The organism is Janthinobacterium sp. SUN073, from assembly GCF_030397665.1.
In the GTDB taxonomy this organism is placed as follows: Bacteria; Pseudomonadota; Gammaproteobacteria; order Burkholderiales; family Burkholderiaceae_D; genus Janthinobacterium.
The window spans coordinates 545,690-563,610 of sequence record NZ_JAPUBT010000001.1; the positions used below are offsets into that span (position 1 = coordinate 545,690).

15 protein-coding genes and 1 pseudogene are annotated in these 17,921 nt (G+C 65.4%); 2 read left to right on the forward strand and 14 right to left on the reverse strand.

The window, feature by feature from the left end; translation table 11 throughout:
• Positions 1-72 precede the first annotated feature (72 nt).
• The 13 genes and pseudogenes from O0882_RS02575 to O0882_RS02630 form a co-directional block, all read right to left on the reverse strand.
• Positions 73-453, reverse strand: a complete 381-nt coding sequence (locus tag O0882_RS02575) for a KGG domain-containing protein (RefSeq protein WP_289945103.1) — start codon at positions 451-453, stop codon at positions 73-75.
• Positions 454-646: 193 nt separating this feature from the next.
• On the reverse strand, positions 647-1,336 hold the full coding sequence (pdeM, locus tag O0882_RS02580; protein ID WP_289945105.1) for a ligase-associated DNA damage response endonuclease PdeM: 690 nt from the start codon (positions 1,334-1,336) through the stop codon (positions 647-649).
• Positions 1,333-3,567 carry a ligase-associated DNA damage response DEXH box helicase gene (locus O0882_RS02585; protein ID WP_289945107.1) on the reverse strand — a complete coding sequence of 745 codons (2,235 nt, stop codon included), beginning with the start codon at positions 3,565-3,567 and terminating at the stop codon, positions 1,333-1,335. Before O0882_RS02585 ends, pdeM begins: the two co-directional genes overlap by 4 nt.
• Positions 3,568-3,574: 7 nt before the next feature.
• Positions 3,575-5,215, reverse strand: coding sequence for an ATP-dependent DNA ligase (locus tag O0882_RS02590; RefSeq protein WP_289945109.1), 1,641 nt, complete (start codon positions 5,213-5,215; stop codon positions 3,575-3,577).
• On the reverse strand, positions 5,208-6,239 hold the full coding sequence (locus O0882_RS02595; protein ID WP_289945111.1) for a ligase-associated DNA damage response exonuclease: 1,032 nt from the start codon (positions 6,237-6,239) through the stop codon (positions 5,208-5,210). Before O0882_RS02595 ends, O0882_RS02590 begins: the two co-directional genes overlap by 8 nt.
• 86 nt (positions 6,240-6,325) lie before the next feature.
• A complete protein-coding gene (locus O0882_RS29060; RefSeq protein ID WP_354670249.1) occupies positions 6,326-6,649 on the reverse strand; it encodes a RecQ family zinc-binding domain-containing protein in 324 nt (107 codons plus the stop codon).
• A 339-nt stretch (positions 6,650-6,988) separates the two neighbouring features.
• Positions 6,989-8,010: pseudogene (locus O0882_RS29065) on the reverse strand (ATP-dependent DNA helicase RecQ); the annotation flags it as partial.
• Positions 8,011-8,116: 106 nt separating this feature from the next.
• Complete coding sequence (locus O0882_RS02605) at positions 8,117-8,515, reverse strand: MAPEG family protein (protein WP_128142308.1); 399 nt, start codon at positions 8,513-8,515, stop codon at positions 8,117-8,119.
• A 48-nt stretch (positions 8,516-8,563) separates the two neighbouring features.
• On the reverse strand, positions 8,564-11,962 hold the full coding sequence (locus tag O0882_RS02610; protein ID WP_289945116.1) for a PAS domain S-box protein: 3,399 nt from the start codon (positions 11,960-11,962) through the stop codon (positions 8,564-8,566).
• Complete coding sequence (locus O0882_RS02615; protein ID WP_289945117.1) at positions 11,959-13,083, reverse strand: hybrid sensor histidine kinase/response regulator; 1,125 nt, start codon at positions 13,081-13,083, stop codon at positions 11,959-11,961. Before O0882_RS02615 ends, O0882_RS02610 begins: the two co-directional genes overlap by 4 nt.
• 106 nt (positions 13,084-13,189) lie before the next feature.
• Positions 13,190-13,798, reverse strand: coding sequence for a chemotaxis protein CheB (locus O0882_RS02620; protein WP_289945118.1), 609 nt, complete (start codon positions 13,796-13,798; stop codon positions 13,190-13,192).
• Between the two features lies 1 nt (position 13,799).
• Complete coding sequence (locus tag O0882_RS02625; RefSeq protein WP_289945120.1) at positions 13,800-14,645, reverse strand: CheR family methyltransferase; 846 nt, start codon at positions 14,643-14,645, stop codon at positions 13,800-13,802.
• A 129-nt stretch (positions 14,646-14,774) separates the two neighbouring features.
• Positions 14,775-15,767 carry an aldo/keto reductase gene (locus tag O0882_RS02630; protein ID WP_289945122.1) on the reverse strand — a complete coding sequence of 331 codons (993 nt, stop codon included), beginning with the start codon at positions 15,765-15,767 and terminating at the stop codon, positions 14,775-14,777.
• A gap of 83 nt (positions 15,768-15,850) precedes the next feature.
• Between O0882_RS02630 and O0882_RS02635 the strand changes: the two genes are divergently transcribed.
• Together O0882_RS02635 and O0882_RS02640 are read left to right on the forward strand one after the other, a co-directional pair.
• Positions 15,851-16,741 carry a LysR family transcriptional regulator gene (locus O0882_RS02635; RefSeq protein WP_289945124.1) on the forward strand — a complete coding sequence of 297 codons (891 nt, stop codon included), beginning with the start codon at positions 15,851-15,853 and terminating at the stop codon, positions 16,739-16,741.
• A 67-nt stretch (positions 16,742-16,808) separates the two neighbouring features.
• Complete coding sequence (locus tag O0882_RS02640) at positions 16,809-17,318, forward strand: GAF domain-containing protein (RefSeq protein WP_289945125.1); 510 nt, start codon at positions 16,809-16,811, stop codon at positions 17,316-17,318.
• 4 nt (positions 17,319-17,322) lie between these two features.
• Here O0882_RS02640 and O0882_RS02645 read toward each other — a convergent pair whose 3' ends face one another.
• On the reverse strand, positions 17,323-17,919 hold the full coding sequence (locus O0882_RS02645) for a class I SAM-dependent methyltransferase (protein WP_289945127.1): 597 nt from the start codon (positions 17,917-17,919) through the stop codon (positions 17,323-17,325).
• Positions 17,920-17,921 lie beyond the last annotated feature (2 nt).

Sequence of the window (17,921 nt, forward strand, 5' to 3'; positions counted from 1 at the left end):
ATCAAAATTTTTCGACTGGCCGGCGGCAATGCACGATTCCCGCCGGCCAGACTGCCTTGCTACGGCTTGCGCTTACTTGTTGCGCGAACCGGACGAGCCCGCCCCTGAACCAGGGCCGCCGCTTTGCTTGTTACCACTGTCGCGGTTGCCATCCTGCTTCATGCTGGCATTCTCACGCGAACCGCTGGAACCGGCGGTACTTTGCCGGCTGGCATCGTTCTTGTGGCTTTGGCTGCCTGCGCGGCGCGCTTCTTCCGACGTGAATTCATGGGCCGTGCCCTTTTCATGCGCGGCACGTCCGCCTTCGCTGGCGATTTCGCGCTGCTGGGCGGGGTCCATGGAAGCGAAGCCACGCTTGCTGGTATCGCTTTGCTTGTTGCCGCCGCTGCCGCTACTACCACTGCTGCTGTCGGCTTTACTACCTTGCTGTTTATTGTCGCTCGATGTGGCCATGATGATCTCCTTGATCGATGAATCAGAAAACAGTGCAAACAATGCAATTCTTCCCCCTCGCACGGCAAGGGAAGCCTCATCTTAGTGCGCACATGGGACACAAGAAATAGGAGGATGGCAAGAGCGCATGTAGGATGAGTCCCGCCCGTGGTGGCACAGTTACTTTCAGTTTTCCACCAAAAGTACCAGACACTCAGCAGTTAGCGGGTATAGCAAAAATCGCCGCGTCCGCCGCCACATACACGCGCTCGCCAGCACCTGGCAGCACCGCATGGCCGCCCGTAAAGGCGCCAAACGCGGGCAGGATGGCGCGCTGCGGGCCCAGCAGGAAACACGGCAGGCGCAGGCCGTCACCGCGCAATCCCCTCCCTGTTGCGCGCAGGTGAAACACGGGATGCACATGACCGGCCAGCACATAGCCGGGCGCCACGATGTCCGGGTGATGGCAGAACGACAGATTACCCACCTGGTGCGGCTCATCGACCATGCGGATGCCCAACGCGGCGGCCGGATCGCCCGCATGCGCATCATGGTTGCCGCGCACCACAGTCAGGCGCACGTTGGGATGGCGCGCGCGCCAGGCCAGCATGGCCGCCACGGTGGCGTCCGCATGCGCGGCGCGCGCGTGCAAAAAATCGCCGAGAAAGACGATTTCCTCGCAGACGTAACTGGCCAGCAAGGCGTCCAGCGCCAGCAGGTTTTGCGTGGTGGTGCCGCGCGGCACGGGTACGCCCAGCGCACGAAACGCGGCCGCCTTGCCGAAATGGATGTCGGCGATAATCAGCATCCGGCGCGCCGGCCAGTACACGGCCTTGTGCGCCAACAGCCAAACCCTCTCGCCAGCCAGGTCCACCGCGCAGTACGCTTGCCGCTGCCCGCTCATGCGGCCGCCTTTTCCAGCGCGCTCACCAGGCGCGCCACCCGGTCCGACAGTTTTTCCGTCGTCAGCTGTTCGCGGAAACGCTCGACCATGAGGCCGAAGGCAAACGGCGAGGCACGCTCCAAAGGCTGCAGGCTGATGCGCCGGCCGTGCAGCTCGCGCAAGGTGGCGCGCAAGCGCGTCAGCTCCAGTTCCTGCTCCAGCACTTCGCGCTGCGCCTGCGTGAGCAGCAAATTGGCCGCGTCGTGCTTGCGGAACACTTCAAAGAACAGCGAGGACGAGGCCTGCAGCTGGCGCGCGCTTTTCGGCTGCCCCGGATAGCCTTGGAACACGAGGCCGGCGATGCGGGCGATTTCGCGGAAGCGCCGCTGCGACAATTCCGTCGCGTTCAGGCTGGCCAGCACGTCCTCGAGCAAGTTGTCCGTGCTGAACAGGGCAAGATCGGCGCCGCTGGCGCCCGACAACAGCGGCGCAAATGCGATGTCGTCCGCGCCCAGCAATTCAAAGCCGTAATCGTTGACGGCGATCGACAAGGTGGCCGGCTGCACGCGCGCGATGCGGTAGGCCAGCAGCGACGCCAGTCCCAGGTGCACGGAGCGACCCGCAAACGGATACACGAACAGGTGCTGCCCTTCGCGGCTGGACAGGGTTTCCACCAGCAGACTGGCGCGCGTGGGCAGGCTGGACCATTTCTGCTGGATCGCCAGCAGCGGCGCCAGCGCGCGCATTTCCGGCCCGCTGGCTTTCCCTTCTTGCGCCAGCTGCAACTGGTCCAGCACGGCATGCGCCAGTTCCGACGACAGCGGCATCTTGCCGCCCTGCCAGCGCGGCACGGCGCCGCGGCTGCCTGTTGCGCGCCGCACGTAGGCCGTCATCTCGTGCACGCGCACGAATTCCAGGATGCGCCCGCCAAACAGAAAATGGTCGCCCTGCTTCAGGCGCGCGATGAACGATTCCTCAATACTGCCGATCCGTCCCCCGCCGAGGAACTTGACCTGGATCGCCGCCTCCGAGACGATGGTGCCAATGCTCATGCGGTGGCGCCGCGCCAGCGCCACGTCCGGCACGCGGTACACGCCTTCCTCATCGGGCAGCACGCGCCGGTATTCCGGGTACACGGTCAGGCTTTGGCCGCCGCGCGCGACGAAATCGAGCGCCCATTGCCACTCGTCCAGGCTCAGGTGGCGATACGACCAGGCCGCGCGCACTTCCTCGTACAGCGCCAGCGATGCAAAACCGCCGCCCAGGGCGATCGTCACCAGGTGCTGCACCAGCACGTCGAGCGGCTTGTCCGGCACGGGGCGCGCTTCCAGGTGGCCCTGCGCCAGTGCCGCGCGGGCGGCCGCCGCTTCCAGCAATTCCAGGCTGTTGGTGGGCACCAAAGTGACGCGCGAAATGCGTCCCGGCGCGTGGCCGCTGCGCCCCGCCCGCTGCACCAGGCGCGCGATGCCTTTCGCGCTGCCCACTTGCAGCACCCGTTCGACGGGCAGGAAATCGACGCCCAGGTCCAGACTGGAGGTACACACGACGGCTTTCAATTCACCCGTTTTCAAGTGCTGTTCGACCCACTCGCGCACTTCGCGGTCCAGCGAACCGTGGTGCAGGGCGATCAATCCCGCCCAGTCGGGGCGCGCGTCGAGCAGGTGCTGGTACCACAGCTCCGCCTGCGAACGCGTATTCGTAAACACCAGCGTGGTGGCGCTGCCTTCGATCTCGGCGATCAGCGGTTGCAGCATCTGGATGCCCAAATGGCCGCCCCAGGGAAAGCGCGTGGGGTTCACAGGAATCAAACTATCGACGAGGATGCGCTTTTTAATTTTACCTTCCACCAGCACGCCATCGCTTTGTTCTCCCAACAAGACGTCCTGCGCCTGCCGCAAATTGCCCAGGGTGGCCGACAGACCCCACGTCATCAGGTTTTCCTGCCAGCGGCGCAAGCGGGCCAGCGCCAGCTGCACCTGCACGCCGCGCTTGCTGCCCATCAATTCGTGCCACTCGTCAACGATCACCGTTTCCAGCAGGCTGAAGCGTTCCTGCGCGTCCGCCTGGCTCAGCATCAGGGACAGGCTTTCCGGCGTCGTGACGAGCACCTCGGGCCAGGCTTTCGCCTGCCGTGCCCGCTGCGCGGCGCTTGTGTCGCCCGTGCGCGCCTCGATGCGCCAGCCGGGAGCGAGATCCGCACCCGAGGCTTGCAGCGCGCGCACGGTGTCGGCCGCCAGCGCGCTTTTGCTCATCGCTTGCTCATGCAGCGGTCGCCAGCATGGCCTTCAGGGTGGCCAGGGTGTCCGCGTCGGCGATGGCCTTGTCCACACGCCGGCGCAGGATGCGGGGAAAGCGCACGGCGATGCCCGCCTTGTGGCGGCTGGACGCGGCGATGCCTTCGAAGCCGATCTCGAACACCATCGTCGGCTGCACGCTGCGCACGGGGCCGAATTTTTCTATCGTCGTCTTGCGGATGGCGGCATCGACTTGCGCGATCTCCGCATCCGTCAAGCCCGAATACGCCTTGGCGAACGGCACCAGCTTGCGCTCCTCGCCACCTTCACCACCCTCCTCATCCCATACGGCGAATGTGTAATCCGTGTACAGCGACGCGCGGCGGCCGTGGCCCGCCTGGGCGTAGATCAGCACCGCGTCGATGGCATACGGGGCTATCTTCCATTTCCACCACGTGCCCACATCTTTCGTGCGACCCACGCCATACGCGGCCGACACGGCCTTGAGCATCAGGCCTTCCACGCCGCGCGTGCGCGATTCCTCGCGGATGGCGGCCAGCGCCTCCCAGCTGGCAGCCATGATGCGCGGCGACAGGCGCAGCGCGGGAGCATCTACCTGCGCCACGACGGTTTCCAGCAGCGCGCGCCGCTCCAGCTGGGGCAGTTGGCGGACATCCACGCCATCGAGTTCCAGCACATCGTAGGCCACCAGCACGGCCGGCAATTCCGCCAGCAGCTTGGCAGGCAGCGTCTTGCGGCCCATGCGTTGTTGCAAATCGGCAAATGGCGCCGGCACGTCGCCCGGCTGCCAGACGAGGATTTCGCCATCGAGCACGGTGCCTTCCGGCAATGCCAGCTGCGCCAGTTCGGGAAAGCGCTCCGTGATCAATTCCTCGCCGCGCGACCACAGCCAGTTCACACCCTCGCGGCGCAGCAGCTGGGCGCGCATGCCGTCGTATTTCCATTCGACCAGCCAGTCGCCGATGTCGCCCAGCGTCTCCGGCCCCGCCTGCAAGGGGTGCGCCAGGAAAAAGGGGTAAGGCTGGCCGCCGCGCAGCGCATGTTCGTCATCCGACGGCGCGGCGATCAGTTTCAAGAATCCCGCGCCCGTGGGGCTGACCTTGCCATCGGTCCAGCCCATCAGGCGCTGGGCGATCAGCTTGCTGTCCACGGCGGCGATGGACGCCAGCGCGCGCGTCACCAGCAGTTTTGAGACGCCCACGCGAAAGCCCCCGCCTATCAGCTTGATCAATAAAAAACGTTCGCGCGTTTCCAGCTCGTCCCAGTACGCCAGCAAGTTGGCGCGGATGGTGTCGGGCGCCGCGCCGCGCAACGGTGCGATGCGCTGCTCGACCCAAACGGCCAGGCCGATATCGCTGCGCCTGGCGGGCGCGGGCAGGATCAGGGCGATGGTTTCGGCCAGGTCGCCCACGGCGTGATAGGCCTCGTCGAACAGCCAGGCATCGAGGCCCGCCCGTTCGGTCGCGTATTCGCGCAGCAATTTGGTGGGCACGGCCTGGCGCGGCTTGCCACCGGCCAGGAAATACACGGCCCAGGCCGCGTTCTCGGGCGACGCGCCGCGAAAATAGGCTTGCAGCGCCGCCAGCTTGCGGCTGGTGGAGGTGGTCTCGTCGAGTTCCGCGTACAAGCGGGCAAAGTCACGCATGGGGCGCTGCCTCCGGCTGTGCAACTACGCTGTCGTCCGCCTCGTCATCGCCATACTCCGTCTCGAAGCCGCCCGCCTGCCAGCCGTTCTGCCGCAGCCAGCGCACCATCACGGGGATGGACCCATGCGTGACGATGACGCGTTCGGCCCGCGTGGCCGTGATGGCTTGCATCAGGCCGGGCCAGTCGGCGTGGTCGGACAGCACGAACCCCCGGTCCACGCCGCGCCGCCGGCGCGCGCCGCGTAGCAACATCCAGCCGCTGGCAAACGCATCGCTGTAGTCGCCGAAGCGCTTCATCCAAGGCGAACCGGCCGCCGATGGAGGCGCGATCACCATGGCCGTCTTCAGGGCGGCCTTCTCCGTCACCTCGCCCACCATCACGGTGGCGGGCAAGGCCACGCCAGACTCGCGGTAGACCTGCGTCAAGGCCTGCGCCGCGCCATGGCAGATGATGGGACCAATGCTGGCATCGAGGCCCGCCAGGATGCGCTGCGCCTTGCCGAAGGCATAGCAGAACAGCACGCTGGTGCGCCCCTCGGCCGCATTTCCGCGCCACCACTGGTTGATGTCGTCGTATATTTCCTGCGGCGCCTGCCAGCGGTAGATGGGCAGGCCGAAGGTCGATTCCGTGATGAAGGTGTCGCAGCGCACGGGCTCGAACGGTACGCAGGTGGGATCGGGCTGCAGCTTGTAGTCGCCCGATGCCACCCACACTGTACCGCCGTGCCGCATGCGCACCTGGGCCGAACCGAGCACGTGGCCGGCCGGATGCAGCGACACTTGCACGCCGTGGTGTTCGATGCTGTCGCCATACGCGAGCGCCTGGATGGAGACGGGGCCCAGGCGCGCGCGCAGCACTTGCTCGCCGGGAGCGGCGCACAGGTAATGCCGGTGTCCGACACGCGCATGGTCGGCATGCGCATGCGTGATGATGGCGCGCTCGACGGGGCGCCACGGGTCGATGTAGAACTGACCCGGCACACAGTACAAGCCTTCCTTGCGCACCACCACCATGTCTGCCATGCCCGACTCCTTACGAAAAACCGCGTTGGAATGGGCTGATTCTAGCGCGCTTGCGCCCGATCACTGTTCGACAGCGCACTATGGGTTCAAGCCGGTGCGACAAACTCGGCCATGAAGGTGCGCGTGGTGTTTTCCGGAAACGCAATCGTGACCTGGTCGCCCGCCACCGACAGCACGGTGCCGATCTGGTAGCGGGGCACGCGCACGCGGCTGCCGACGGCGATCTGCGGCGCTGGCGGCGGAGCTTGCGCGGGCGCGGGCGGCAACTCGTCCAGGGTGATGGGCGCGGCCAGCGCCGGGGGCGACAGGCAATTGTCGCAGGTGCAGCAGCGCGCGAAATCGGCGGTGTCGCCAAAGTAATCGAGCAGCAGTTTCCAGCGGCACAAGCCGCTTTGCGCATACGCCACCATCTGCTCGAGCGCCTGCTTGTCGCGCTCCTGCTTGTCGACGTAGATCTGCGCCAGCTGCGCATACGAAGGCGTGGCAGCCGAGGGCGCTTTCAGGCTGTAGCCCAGCTTGCGGTCCTGGCGCAGCAGCTTGCCGTCTTTCAACAGTTTCAGGCACACCTTCAGGTGGCCGTCGGAAAACTCGGGCAGGCTGGACGCCAGCGCAGCGAAAGTAAACGTGGCCGGCAACGCTTGCGCGACCGCCACGATGGCGGCCAGTTCTTCGGCCGTGGGATAGTGCTTGGCCAGAAAGAATTGCTGCACCCGCTTGTCTTCCTGGAAGTACAGCAAGGTGCAGTCGGCGGGCAAGCCGTCGCGTCCCGCGCGGCCCGATTCCTGGTAGTACGCTTCCAGGTTGGCCGGCACCTGCAAGTGGATGACGAAGCGCGTGTCGGGCTTGTCGATGCCCATGCCAAAGGCATTGGTGGCCACCATGATGCGGCGCTCGCCATTCATGAACAAGTCCTGGTTGTGCTTGCGCGCGCGCGCCGCCAGCTTGCCGTGATAGCAGGTGACGCTCTCGCCCAACGCTTCCAGCCGCGCCGCCAGGTCTTCGACGGCCTTGACGGTGGCCGCGTACACGATGCCCACGCCCGGCGTCTCGCGCAGCAGGCGCTGGACTTCGTCCTGTTTTTCTCCCGCATTGGTGACCTGGATCACGCGGTAGCGCAAATTGGCGCGGTAGATGCCGGTATTGATGACGTTCAGCTTGCGCGCTTCGAGTTGCGTATCGATATCGGCCATGACTTCCCCCGTGGCCGTGGCCGTCAACGCCAGCACGGGCGGGCGGCCCAGCGCGCGCAGGGCGGCCGCGATTTCCAGGTAGGCGGGACGGAAGTCGTGCCCCCACTGGGAAATGCAATGGGCTTCATCGATGACGACCAGGCTGGGCGGCGCGCCGGCCAGCAGGGACAGGAAGGCGGTATTGCTGAGGCGTTCCGGCGTGCAAAAGATGATGAGTCTGCCACCCCGGGCTATGCGGGCGATGGCGTCGTCTTCCTCGGCGCGCGACAGGCTGCTGTTGAGCTGCACGGCCGTGATGCCCAGTTCGTGCAGCTTTTCCAGCTGGTCTTTCATCAGAGAAATCAACGGGGACACCACCACGGTGGCGCACGGCAACAGGCGGCGGGCAGCTGGTAGCACAGCGACTTGCCGCTGCCTGTGGGCATGATGGCCAGGGTGTCGCGCCCGGCCAGCACGCTGTCGATGACGTCCTGCTGGCCCGCGCGCAGCCGCGCCACGCCAAACACGGAGCGCAGCAGGCGCTGGATCTTGCGCTGGCGGGCGCTGCCCGGATCTTTCACTGCAGAAATGGTAGTCGCCATCGTGGTCCGGTCCCTGACATGCCGGCGCCAATTGCCAGCTTGCCGCCACTTTACGGCCGGGTCTGGCGTACGACCATAGGACGGCTGCTACAGCCAGCGTAGGAATTCAGGAAGCAAACAGGATGGCCCAGAACAGCATCAGCAGCCCGGCAATCGACACGCACCACACGAGCGTGCGCACGACGGGCACGCCGAACGCGTACAAGGGCACATACAGTACGCGGGCGGCTAAATACAGGGCGGCGCCGTACAGGGTCAGCGCGCTTTCCTGCGCCGTCACGTGGGCGATCAGCACGGCGGCGGCGAACAGGGGCAGGGTTTCGAACAGGTTCGCCTGGGCCCGCCGCAGGCGGCCCGTGATCTTGCCCACGGGCGGCCCGTCGCCGTCGCGCGCGCTCACGTTATAGGCCGTGCCCGTTTCGCGCGTGCGAAACAGCGCGGGCAGCAGGATTTGCACCAGCGCCAGCACCAAGGTACAGGCCAGCATCGTCAGTTCAGGGGTCATGCCTTACCTCTACGAGTGAGACGGGCGGGCCGAAGCGGCGCGCGTCCGTCAAGGTTGGTCGAGTGCCGCTTGCAACTCCATCAAATCATAGGGCTTGCGCAAGACACTGGCGGAAAAACCCAGCTCATCCATCGATTCCTTGCCATAGCCCGTGGAAAAGATGATGCGCATGGCCGGTTTATCGCGCAGCACCATGCGCGCCAGCGCGATGCCGGACATGCCGGGCAGGCTGACATCCGTAAACAGGATATCGAAGTCTTGCTCGTTGAGCAATTTCCACGCCGCCTCGCCATCGGACACACCGCTGACCGTGTGGCCCAGCATGCCCACCAGCTCGCACACCATCAGCTGGGAATCGAGATTGTCTTCCACCACGAGTATCTTCATCGATGTCGGCATGTCACCCTGCGGTGTTGGCGCATGGCCCGTCAGGTCCAGCCCCGGCGTACCGCTTCCCAGCACGCTGGCCGCCGTGCTGCCGCTTGCCGGAGAGCCGGCCACCGGCGCGCCGGACCGTTCAAACTGGCGCGCGCGCATTTGCTGCTGGCGGTTGGCCAGCACATGGCGCAGCTTGCGCGCCAGCTCTTCGCGCCGGTACGGCTTGCTGAGCAATTCCACCCCCGCGTCGAGCCTGCCCTCGTGCACGATCACATCCTGCGCGTAGCCCGAGGTAAACAGCACGGCGATGTCGGGCTGCAATTCGCGCGCCTGGCGCGCCATCTCCGTGCTGCTGACGGGGCCGGGCATGATCACGTCCGTAAACAGCAAGTCGATCTGCGCGCCGCTATGCAGCACGGCCAGCGCGCTTTCGCCATCTTCGGCTTTCAGCACCGTATAGCCGAGCGCGCCGAGCATGTCGACCACGGTGGTGCGCACACCCACGTCGTCTTCCACCACCAGTACGGTTTCCGTGCCGCCCGTGACGACACCGCTCAATTCCAGTTCCTCGTCCGCTTCGGCCATCAGGGAACGGGGCAAATAGATTTTGACTCCCGTGCCCACGCCAGGTTCACTGTAGATGCGGATATGGCCGCGGCTTTGCGTGACGAAACCATACGCCATCGACAGGCCCAAGCCCGTGCCCGCGCCTTCCGGCTTGGTGGTGAAGAAGGGCTCGAACGCGCGCTGCAGCACGGGGCCGCTCATGCCGCGGCCCGTGTCCGTCACCGACAGCATCACATACTGCCCGGCCGGCACGTCGACCAGCTTGTGCACATACTGTTCGTCGAGCACGACATTGCCCAGTTCGATGGTCAGCTTGCCCGCGCCATCCATGGCGTCGCGCGCATTGATGGCCAGGTTCAGGATGACGTTCTCGATCTGGCTGCGGTCGACCAGGGTATTCCACAGCCCGCCGCCGCCCACCAGCACGATGTCGATCGCTTCGCCCAGGGCGCGCCGCAGCAGCGCATCCATGTTGCGCACCACGCGGGCCAGGTCGGCCACCACGGGTTTCAACGGTTGACGCCGCGCAAACGCCAGCAGGTGCGACGACAGCTTGGCGCCCCGCTCGACGGCGGCAATCGCCGTGTCCAGGCGCTGGCGCATGAGGCCATCCGTGCCCGCCAGATGCTGCAGCAAATGCAAATTGCCGGAGATGATTTGCAGCACGTTGTTGAAGTCGTGCGCGATGCCGCCCGTCAGTTGGCCCACGGCTTCCATCTTTTGCGCCTGGCGCAAGGCGTCTTCCGCCTTGGTGCGCTCACCCACTTCCTGTTCGACACGGTGTTCCAGCGTTTCGTTCAATTCATGCAGCGCCTTTTCCACGCGGCGCCGGTCCGTGATATCGGTCTTGACGGCGATCAGGGAACGTGTCTGGCCATGCTCGTCCAGCAGACGGCTGACATTGCTCGATACCCACACTTGCGAGCCGTCGGGTTTCAAATAGCGTTTTTCCAGCGAGAACGACTCGCCCGTTTCCACCAGGCGCTGGAACAGTACGCTGTTGCCGGGCACATCCGCCGGATGCATGATGTCGTTCATGTTCAGGCTCAGCAGCTCTTCGGCCGAGCGGCCCAGCATGCGGCACAGGGCCCCGTTGACCCTCTGGAAACGGCCATCGAGGCCCAGCTCTGACAAGCCCACGGAAGCCTGGCCGAAAATGGCCGCCATGCGCTCCTGGCTGGCATTCAGTTCATCCTCGATCTGGCGCCGCTCCGTCACGTCGAACGATACGCCCACGTAGCGGCGCTGGCCCGGCACCCGGCCGGCCACCACCTCGCCCTGGCGCGCGATCCAGCGCAGCGCGCCGTCGGCAGGACGGCGGATGCGGTATTCCACATACTCGAGGGGATTTTGCGCCAGATCAAGCTTGCTGGGTCCGATCTTCTGCAAGTCCCGTTCGTCAACCAGGCTCACCAGCAACTGCTGCGTGACCTCTTCCCCGTCGGCAATGCCCCACAGGCGACGGAACATGGGCGACACCAGCATCGCCCCCGTCTCGGGGAACCATTCGAAGGTACCGATGCCGCCCGCCTGCTGGGCCAGGCGCAGCCGCTCCTCGCCTTCCATGCGCTCGGTGACATCGATGCCCTCGACGAGGATGCCCGTCACCACGCCCTCGTCATCCTTGATGGGCTGGTACACGAAATCGATCTGGCGCAGGCCAGTCTGCCCATCCGCCGTCCGCAAATCCACCTTCATCTGGCGCCCTTCGAAGGGCTCGCCCGTGCGGTAGACCTGGTCGAGCAGTTCGATGAAGCCTTGTTCCTTGACTTCAGGCAGGGCCGATTCGACAGTCTTGCCCAGTAAATCGCGGTGGCCCACCAGGCGCAGATAATGCTCATTCGCCAGTTCGAACACATGCCGCGGCCCGCGCAGCAGGGCCATGAAGCTGGGCGCCTGCTGGAACAGGGCGCGCAGCAGCGCGCGCTCCTCGCCCAGGCGGCGGTTGGCCGCGCGCACGGCCTCGCTCTCGGCCTGCAAGGTGGTGTTGAGTTGGCCCAGCTCGGCCGTGGCCAACTTCAGCTGGCGCCCCTCTTCCATGCGCGCCGTCAATTCCAGCGCCGTGCACAGCACGCCGTCCACCTGGCCGTCGGCGCCATGCACGGGCGTGTAAAACAGGTCGAAACAGACATCCGCGCGCTGTCCGCCGCGCAACAGCGGCAGGCTGCATTCGCGGTGCACCTGCATCTCGCCGCGCAGTCCCGCTGCGAGGATGCGCGCGTTCCAGTCCCAGATTTCGGGCCAGACCACGGGCACCGTGCCGCCCAGCGCCGCCGGATGGCGCGCGCCGGCGATCTGAATGTAATCATCGTTGTAAATCATGACGTGCTGCGGGCCCCACATCAGCACCATCGCCATCGGCGAATTGAGCATGATGTCGACGCTGGTGCGCAAATTGGCGGGCCAGCCTTCAAGCGCGCCCAGGCTGGTGGCGGACCAGTCATGCTGGCGCACCAGTTCGCCCATGCCGCCGCCGCCGAGCGGCCAGGCTGGAGCGCTCATGTGGCCAGTCCCGCTTGCACGCGCACCTGGCACTGGCGCGGGATGCGCACCGTCGCCAGCGTGCCCTGCGTGGCCGTCGAACTGATCTCGACCGTGCCGCCGTGGGCCTTGACGAACATGTTCACCGTGTACAGGCCCAGTCCCAGGCCCTGCCCAGTCCGGCGCTTCTCGCCCGCCTGCTGGAACGGCTCGAACAGGGTCGGCAGCAAAGCGGCGGGAATCACACCACGATTGGCGATGCGCAACTCAATGCAGTCGGCGGCGCGCCCGTCGAGGGCCAGTTGCACCGGCGCGCCCGCCTCGCCATGCGTGAGGGCATTGCACAAGAGATTCGAGATGACTTGCGACAGCAAGCCCGCATCGCATTGGCCGTGCAGCTCGCCAACACTGCTGACTTCGACCAGCGGGGCCTGGCCGGCCGTCTCGCATTCCTCGACGATGGCGCGCGCCAGCGCCAGGTAGTCGTGCGTGCTGCTGCGCAACTCCATCGTGCCGGAACGGATGCGCGCCAGGTCCAGCAACTGGTCGACCATGCGCGCCATGCGCTTGGCGCTGCTTTCGATGCGCTGCGCCGTGACGATCACCTTCGGATGATCGCTCATCATCGGCAACAGCATGGCGCCGTTCATCACCACCGACAAGGGCGTGCGCAAGTCGTGGCCCAGCACGGCCGTGAACAGTTCGTTGAGGTGCAGCGCATGCTTGAGTTCATCGAGCTGCGCCGACAGTTCACGCTTTTGCTGGAACAGCTGCACCAGCACCGCCACCTTGCTTTGCAAGGCTTTCACGTCGATGGGCTTGTACAGGAAATCGACGGCGCCCGCCTCGTAGCCACGGAAGCTGTAGCTCGGCTCGCGCGACGCGGCCGTGAGAAAAATCAAGGGGATGCCGCGCGTGCGTTCGCTGCCGCGCATCAGTTCGGCCAATTCGAAACCGTCCATCTGCGGCATTTGCACGTCAATCAGGGCGAGTGCCACTTCATGCGTCAACAGCAATTCCAGCGCTTGCGCGCCCGAACTTGCTTTCAGGATGACAATACCGGGCCGTGCCAGCACGGCTTCGGCGGCGACCAGGTTTTGCGCGATGTCGTCAACGACGAGGATATGGATAGGAGCGGTCACGGAATCATCTTCAGGCATCGCAACGGCAAGATGCCATCGTGTTTCGATATGAACATCAACATTGTTTCAATTTTCACATATATTACACGCACTGTCCCACTCCCACTCACTTGTGTCCGACAGCGCCCAGCAAGGCCAGGCTGGCAGCCATCTGCGGCAAATCGAGCACCCGGTCGGCGCCGGCCCGCTTGAGCGCGGCGGCCGGCATGATGCCACAACTGGCCCGTTGCGGGTCTTGCACCCAGGCACTGCCGCCCAGTTGCCGCACGCGCGCCAGTCCCGCCGCGCCGTCGGCCGAAGCGCCCGTCAGAATGATGGCCAGCATGGCGCGCCGGTAGGCGTAGGCTGCCGTTTCCAGCAGGACATCGATGGACGGGCGCGAAAAATACACGGGCTCTTCCTGCGACAGGGAAAAACAGCCATCGGGTTCAACTTGCAGGTGGTAATCGGGCGGGGCGAAGTAGACGGTGCCGCCTTGCAGCGGTTCCTTGTCCTGCGCTTCGCGCAAGGGCAGCGCGCAGCGCGCCGCATACAGCTGCGGCAACTGGCTGGAACGGCCCGGCGCCAAATGCAGCACCACCACCACGGTGGCGCGGCAGCTGGCGGGCAAGGCGCGCAGCACGGTACCCAGCGCTTCCACGCCGCCGGCCGAGGCGCCGATGGCGATCAGGCGCAGGCCGGCGGGCGGTGGTGCCACGTCGCTGGTCGGCAGCATGTCAGGCACGCTGGAAGATGCGTACAGCCGGGCTCAGCTCGTTGAAGCTGGCAGCGTGGCGGCTGAAATGCAGGCTTTCCTTCATGCCCAGGCCCAGGAAGCCCCGGTTCACCAGCGCTTCGTGGAACAGGCCCAGGCTGCGGTCTTGCAAGTCTTTATTGAAGTAAATCATGACGTTACGGCAGGAAACCATGTGCACCTCCGAAAACACGCTATCCGTCGCCAGGCTATGGTCGGCGAAGACGAACTGACGCCGCAGGCGCCGGTCAAAGATGGCGCCCTTGTAGGCGGCCGTGTAATAGTCGGACAGCGAACGCTTGCCGCCCGCCAGCTGGTAGTTTTCGCTGAACTGGGCGATGCGCTCGACCGAATAGATGCCCGCTTCGGCGGCGGCCAGCGCCTCGACATTGATGTCGGTCGCATAAATCATGCTGCGTTCCAGCAAGCCTTCCTCTTCCAGCAAGATGGCCAGCGACCACACCTCTTCGCCGCTGCTGCAACCGGCCACCCAGATCTTGATGGAAGGATAGGTGTGCAGCATGGGCACGACTTTTTCGCGCAAGGCGCGGAAATATGCGGGATCGCGGAACATCTCGCTCACCTGCACCGTAAAAAATTGCAGCATCTGCGCGAACATGGCCGGTTCGTGCAAGATGCGGTCCTGCAATTGCGACAGGCTGGCGCAGCCAAAGCGCTCCATGGCCTGGCGCATGCGCCGGCGCAGGGACGCCACGGAATAATCGCGGAAATCGTGCTGATAGCGCAGCAGTATTCCCTCAAGTAATAACTTCAGTTCGATATCGAAAATATCATCATCTAGCAATTTGACATCCACCCTTCTATCCATGCGGCATTCCCCGGCCCCGCACCACTTCGCGGGTGCATGGGGCCAGCCGAAATGCTAGCAGATCGCCGGGGATTATCGCGCAGGAAAAACGTCAGTTAGGTACGCTGGCGTACACTAAGCCCAGTTTTTTCAGGCATCCACGCCCTTCATGCCCTCCTCCGTATAACGCGCGCCCGCCGCCATGCCCAGGGGAAAGGCCGCGTTCATCGCCGCCAGTTCCACCCCGTCCAGCTGCACGCCCAGCGCGCCGAGGTTGTCGTGCAAATACGCGATGCGCTTGGTGCCGGGAATGGGGATGATGTCGTCGCCTTGCGCCAGCAGCCAGGCCAGCGCCAGCTGGGCCGGCGTGCAGCCCTTCGCGCGCGCGATGTCCCTGACCTGCGCCACGATGGCCTGGTTGCGCGCCAGGTTGTCGGCGGCGAAACGGGGATTGAACTGGCGAAAATCCCCCGCGTCGAGACTGGCCGCATCGGCAATGGCGCCCGTCAGGAAACCGCGCCCCAGCGGGCTGTAGGCAAAGAAACTGGCACCCACGTCGCGGCAGGCGGCCAGCACGCCCTGCTCCGGCTCGCGCGTCCACAGCGAATATTCGCTCTGCACGGCCGCCACGGGGCAGAGCGCCGCCGCGCGCCGCAAGGTGGCGGCGCTCACTTCGCACAGTCCCACGGCGCGGATCTTGCCCTCCTGCATCAGCTGCGCCAGCGACCCCATCGAGTCTTCCAGCGGGGTATCGAGGTTCAGGCGGTGAAGGTAGAACAGGTCGATGGCGTCCACGCCCAGGCGCGTTAGCGACGCTACACACGCCTGGCGGATATAGGCGGGGGAGTTGTCGACGCGGCGCGCATAACTGCCCGCCTCGCGCGCCAGGCCGCACTTGGTGGCGACCAGGGCCTGGCCGCGATGGCTGGCCAGGAAACGGCCCAGCAATTGCTCGTTGTGGCCGAAGCCGTAGGCGTCGGCCGTGTCGAACAGGGTCACGCCCGCCGCCAGGGCCGCTTCCAGCGTGGCCATCGATTGCGCCTCGTCCGTGGCACCATAAAATTCCGACATGCCCATGCAGCCCAGGCCCAGTGCCGAGCTGCTCAAGCCGCTATGGCCGATGCGTCGTTGTTGCAGTTGCATGTTGATCTCCCTCACGTCAATACGGCCAGTCTAGGCCGCGTCGGCTGGCGGGGGAATGTGCAATTTCGTGATACCTTTCTGGTATGAGAGCCCTCGATACCCATGCCCTAAGCCTGTTTTGCGCCGTCGCCCGCTGCCTGAACTTTCGCCAGGCGGCGGAGCAATTGCACATGACCCAGCCGCCCCTGTCGCGCGCCATCCGGCTGCTGGAAGAACGGCTGGGCACGCGATTGTTCGAGCGCGACACGCGGGGCGTGGCCTTGACGCAGGCGGGCCGCACCCTGCTGCCGCAGGCGCTGCACGTCCTCGATTTGCTGGATCGGGCGCAAACGTCGCTGCGGCAAGACAGCGCGCCCGCGCGCCTGCGCCTGGGCCTGACCAGTTCAGTGGAAGCGGGCCTGTTCCACCCCCTGCTTGCGGCATTGGACAAGCAATTGGGCACCATGCGCCTGGAACTGACGGCGGCCCCCTCGCCGCGCCTGGTGGCTAGCGTGCGCAAGGGCCAGCTCGATGCGGCCCTGCTCGCTTTACCCAGCGCCACGTTCGAACTGGCCGTGCAGCCGCTGGCGCGCCAGCCCATGATGCTGGCCCTGCCCGCAGTGCACCGGCTGGCGAAAAAGCGCAAGCTCAGTCTGAGCGACATCGCGGCAGAACCGATTTACTGGTTCGAACGGGCGCGCCAGCCCGCCTTCTTCGACCATTGCCAGCAAGTGTTTCGCCGGCATGGCTTCGCGCCAACTTTCCTGCGCGAAGCCGTGGATCACCATGTGCTGCTCGGCGACGTGGCGGCCGGCAAGGGCATGGCCCTGCTGGCCGACTCGTTCCGCGCCCTGCGCCTCGCTGGCGTGACCTACCGGCCATTGCTGGAGGGCGAGGAACTGGCGGCTGGCATCGGCCTGGCCTGGCAGGCTGAGCACGGCCATGCGGCCCTGCCCCTGCTGCGCCAGCTGGCGCAAGAACATCTGACAAAGTGAACGCCGCGCGCGGAGGCGCCAGACGCGCTACCATGACGCCTTCCCCATTTCAACCACCACCTCGACCATGACGTTTACCCTCAGCGACGCCGCCTACGGCACCGACACCCCCGCCGCCAAGCAAGCCATGTATGCGGACCTGCGTTCGCAGCTGCAAGGCTTGCTGTCGGGCGAAACTGATTTCATCGCCAATACAGCCAACTTCAGCTCGCTGGTGTTCAATACCATGCCGGGCCTGAACTGGGCCGGTTTTTATTTCCTGAAAGGCGAGGAACTGGTGCTGGGACCGTTCCAGGGCAAGCCGGCCTGCATCCGCATCAAGAAAGGCCGCGGCGTGTGCGGCACCACGGTGGTCGAAGGCAAGTCCATCGTCGTGCAGGATGTGCATGCGTTTCCTGGCCACATCGCCTGCGACGTCAATTCCCGCTCGGAACTGGTGGTGCCCGTGTTTGCGAACGGCCAGATCATCGGCGTGTTCGACCTCGACAGTCCCCTGGTCGGCCGCTTCGACGAGGTCGACGCGCACGGCGTCGAATCGCTGGTGCGCGTGCTGGAAGCGGCCATCGTCGCAGAGTAATGAATCAGTTGCCGGACTTGACGGCGATGAATTCGCCCTTGCCGACAGTCGCCAGGCACGTCGTGTAGCGGCTGTCGGCGCGGATGGCGTCGATAAAGCCTGCCATGTCCGCGTAGTGCGAGCTGGCGTTGTCGACCACCAGCACGCCGCCGGCCGCCAGCGCGCGGTCCAGCTGCGGCCACCATAGGGCATATTGCTGGCGCGCGGAATCGAGGAAGATGAAATCGTAGGCGCCGTCCGCCGCATCGCGCAGCACGTCACCCGCGTCGGCCAGCAGCTGGCCGATCACGCCTTGCAATTGCGCGCGCGCAAAGTTGGCGTGCGCCATGTCGAACTTGTCCTGCGCCTTTTCCACCGTCACCACGCTGCCGCCCAGCGAGCGCGCCGCGCGCGCCAGCCACAGGGTGGAATAGCCGTTCGAGGTGCCGATTTCCAGCACCCGGCGCGCGCCGCGCGCATGCACCAGTACGGCCAGCAATTCGCCCGTATCGCGCGTAATGTTGAGCATGCGGCTGGCGCGCTCGGCGTGTTCAGCATCATTGGCCAGACCGAACGCTTCCAGTTCGTCCAGCAGGGTATCGATGGTATCGGCGCTTGCCATGA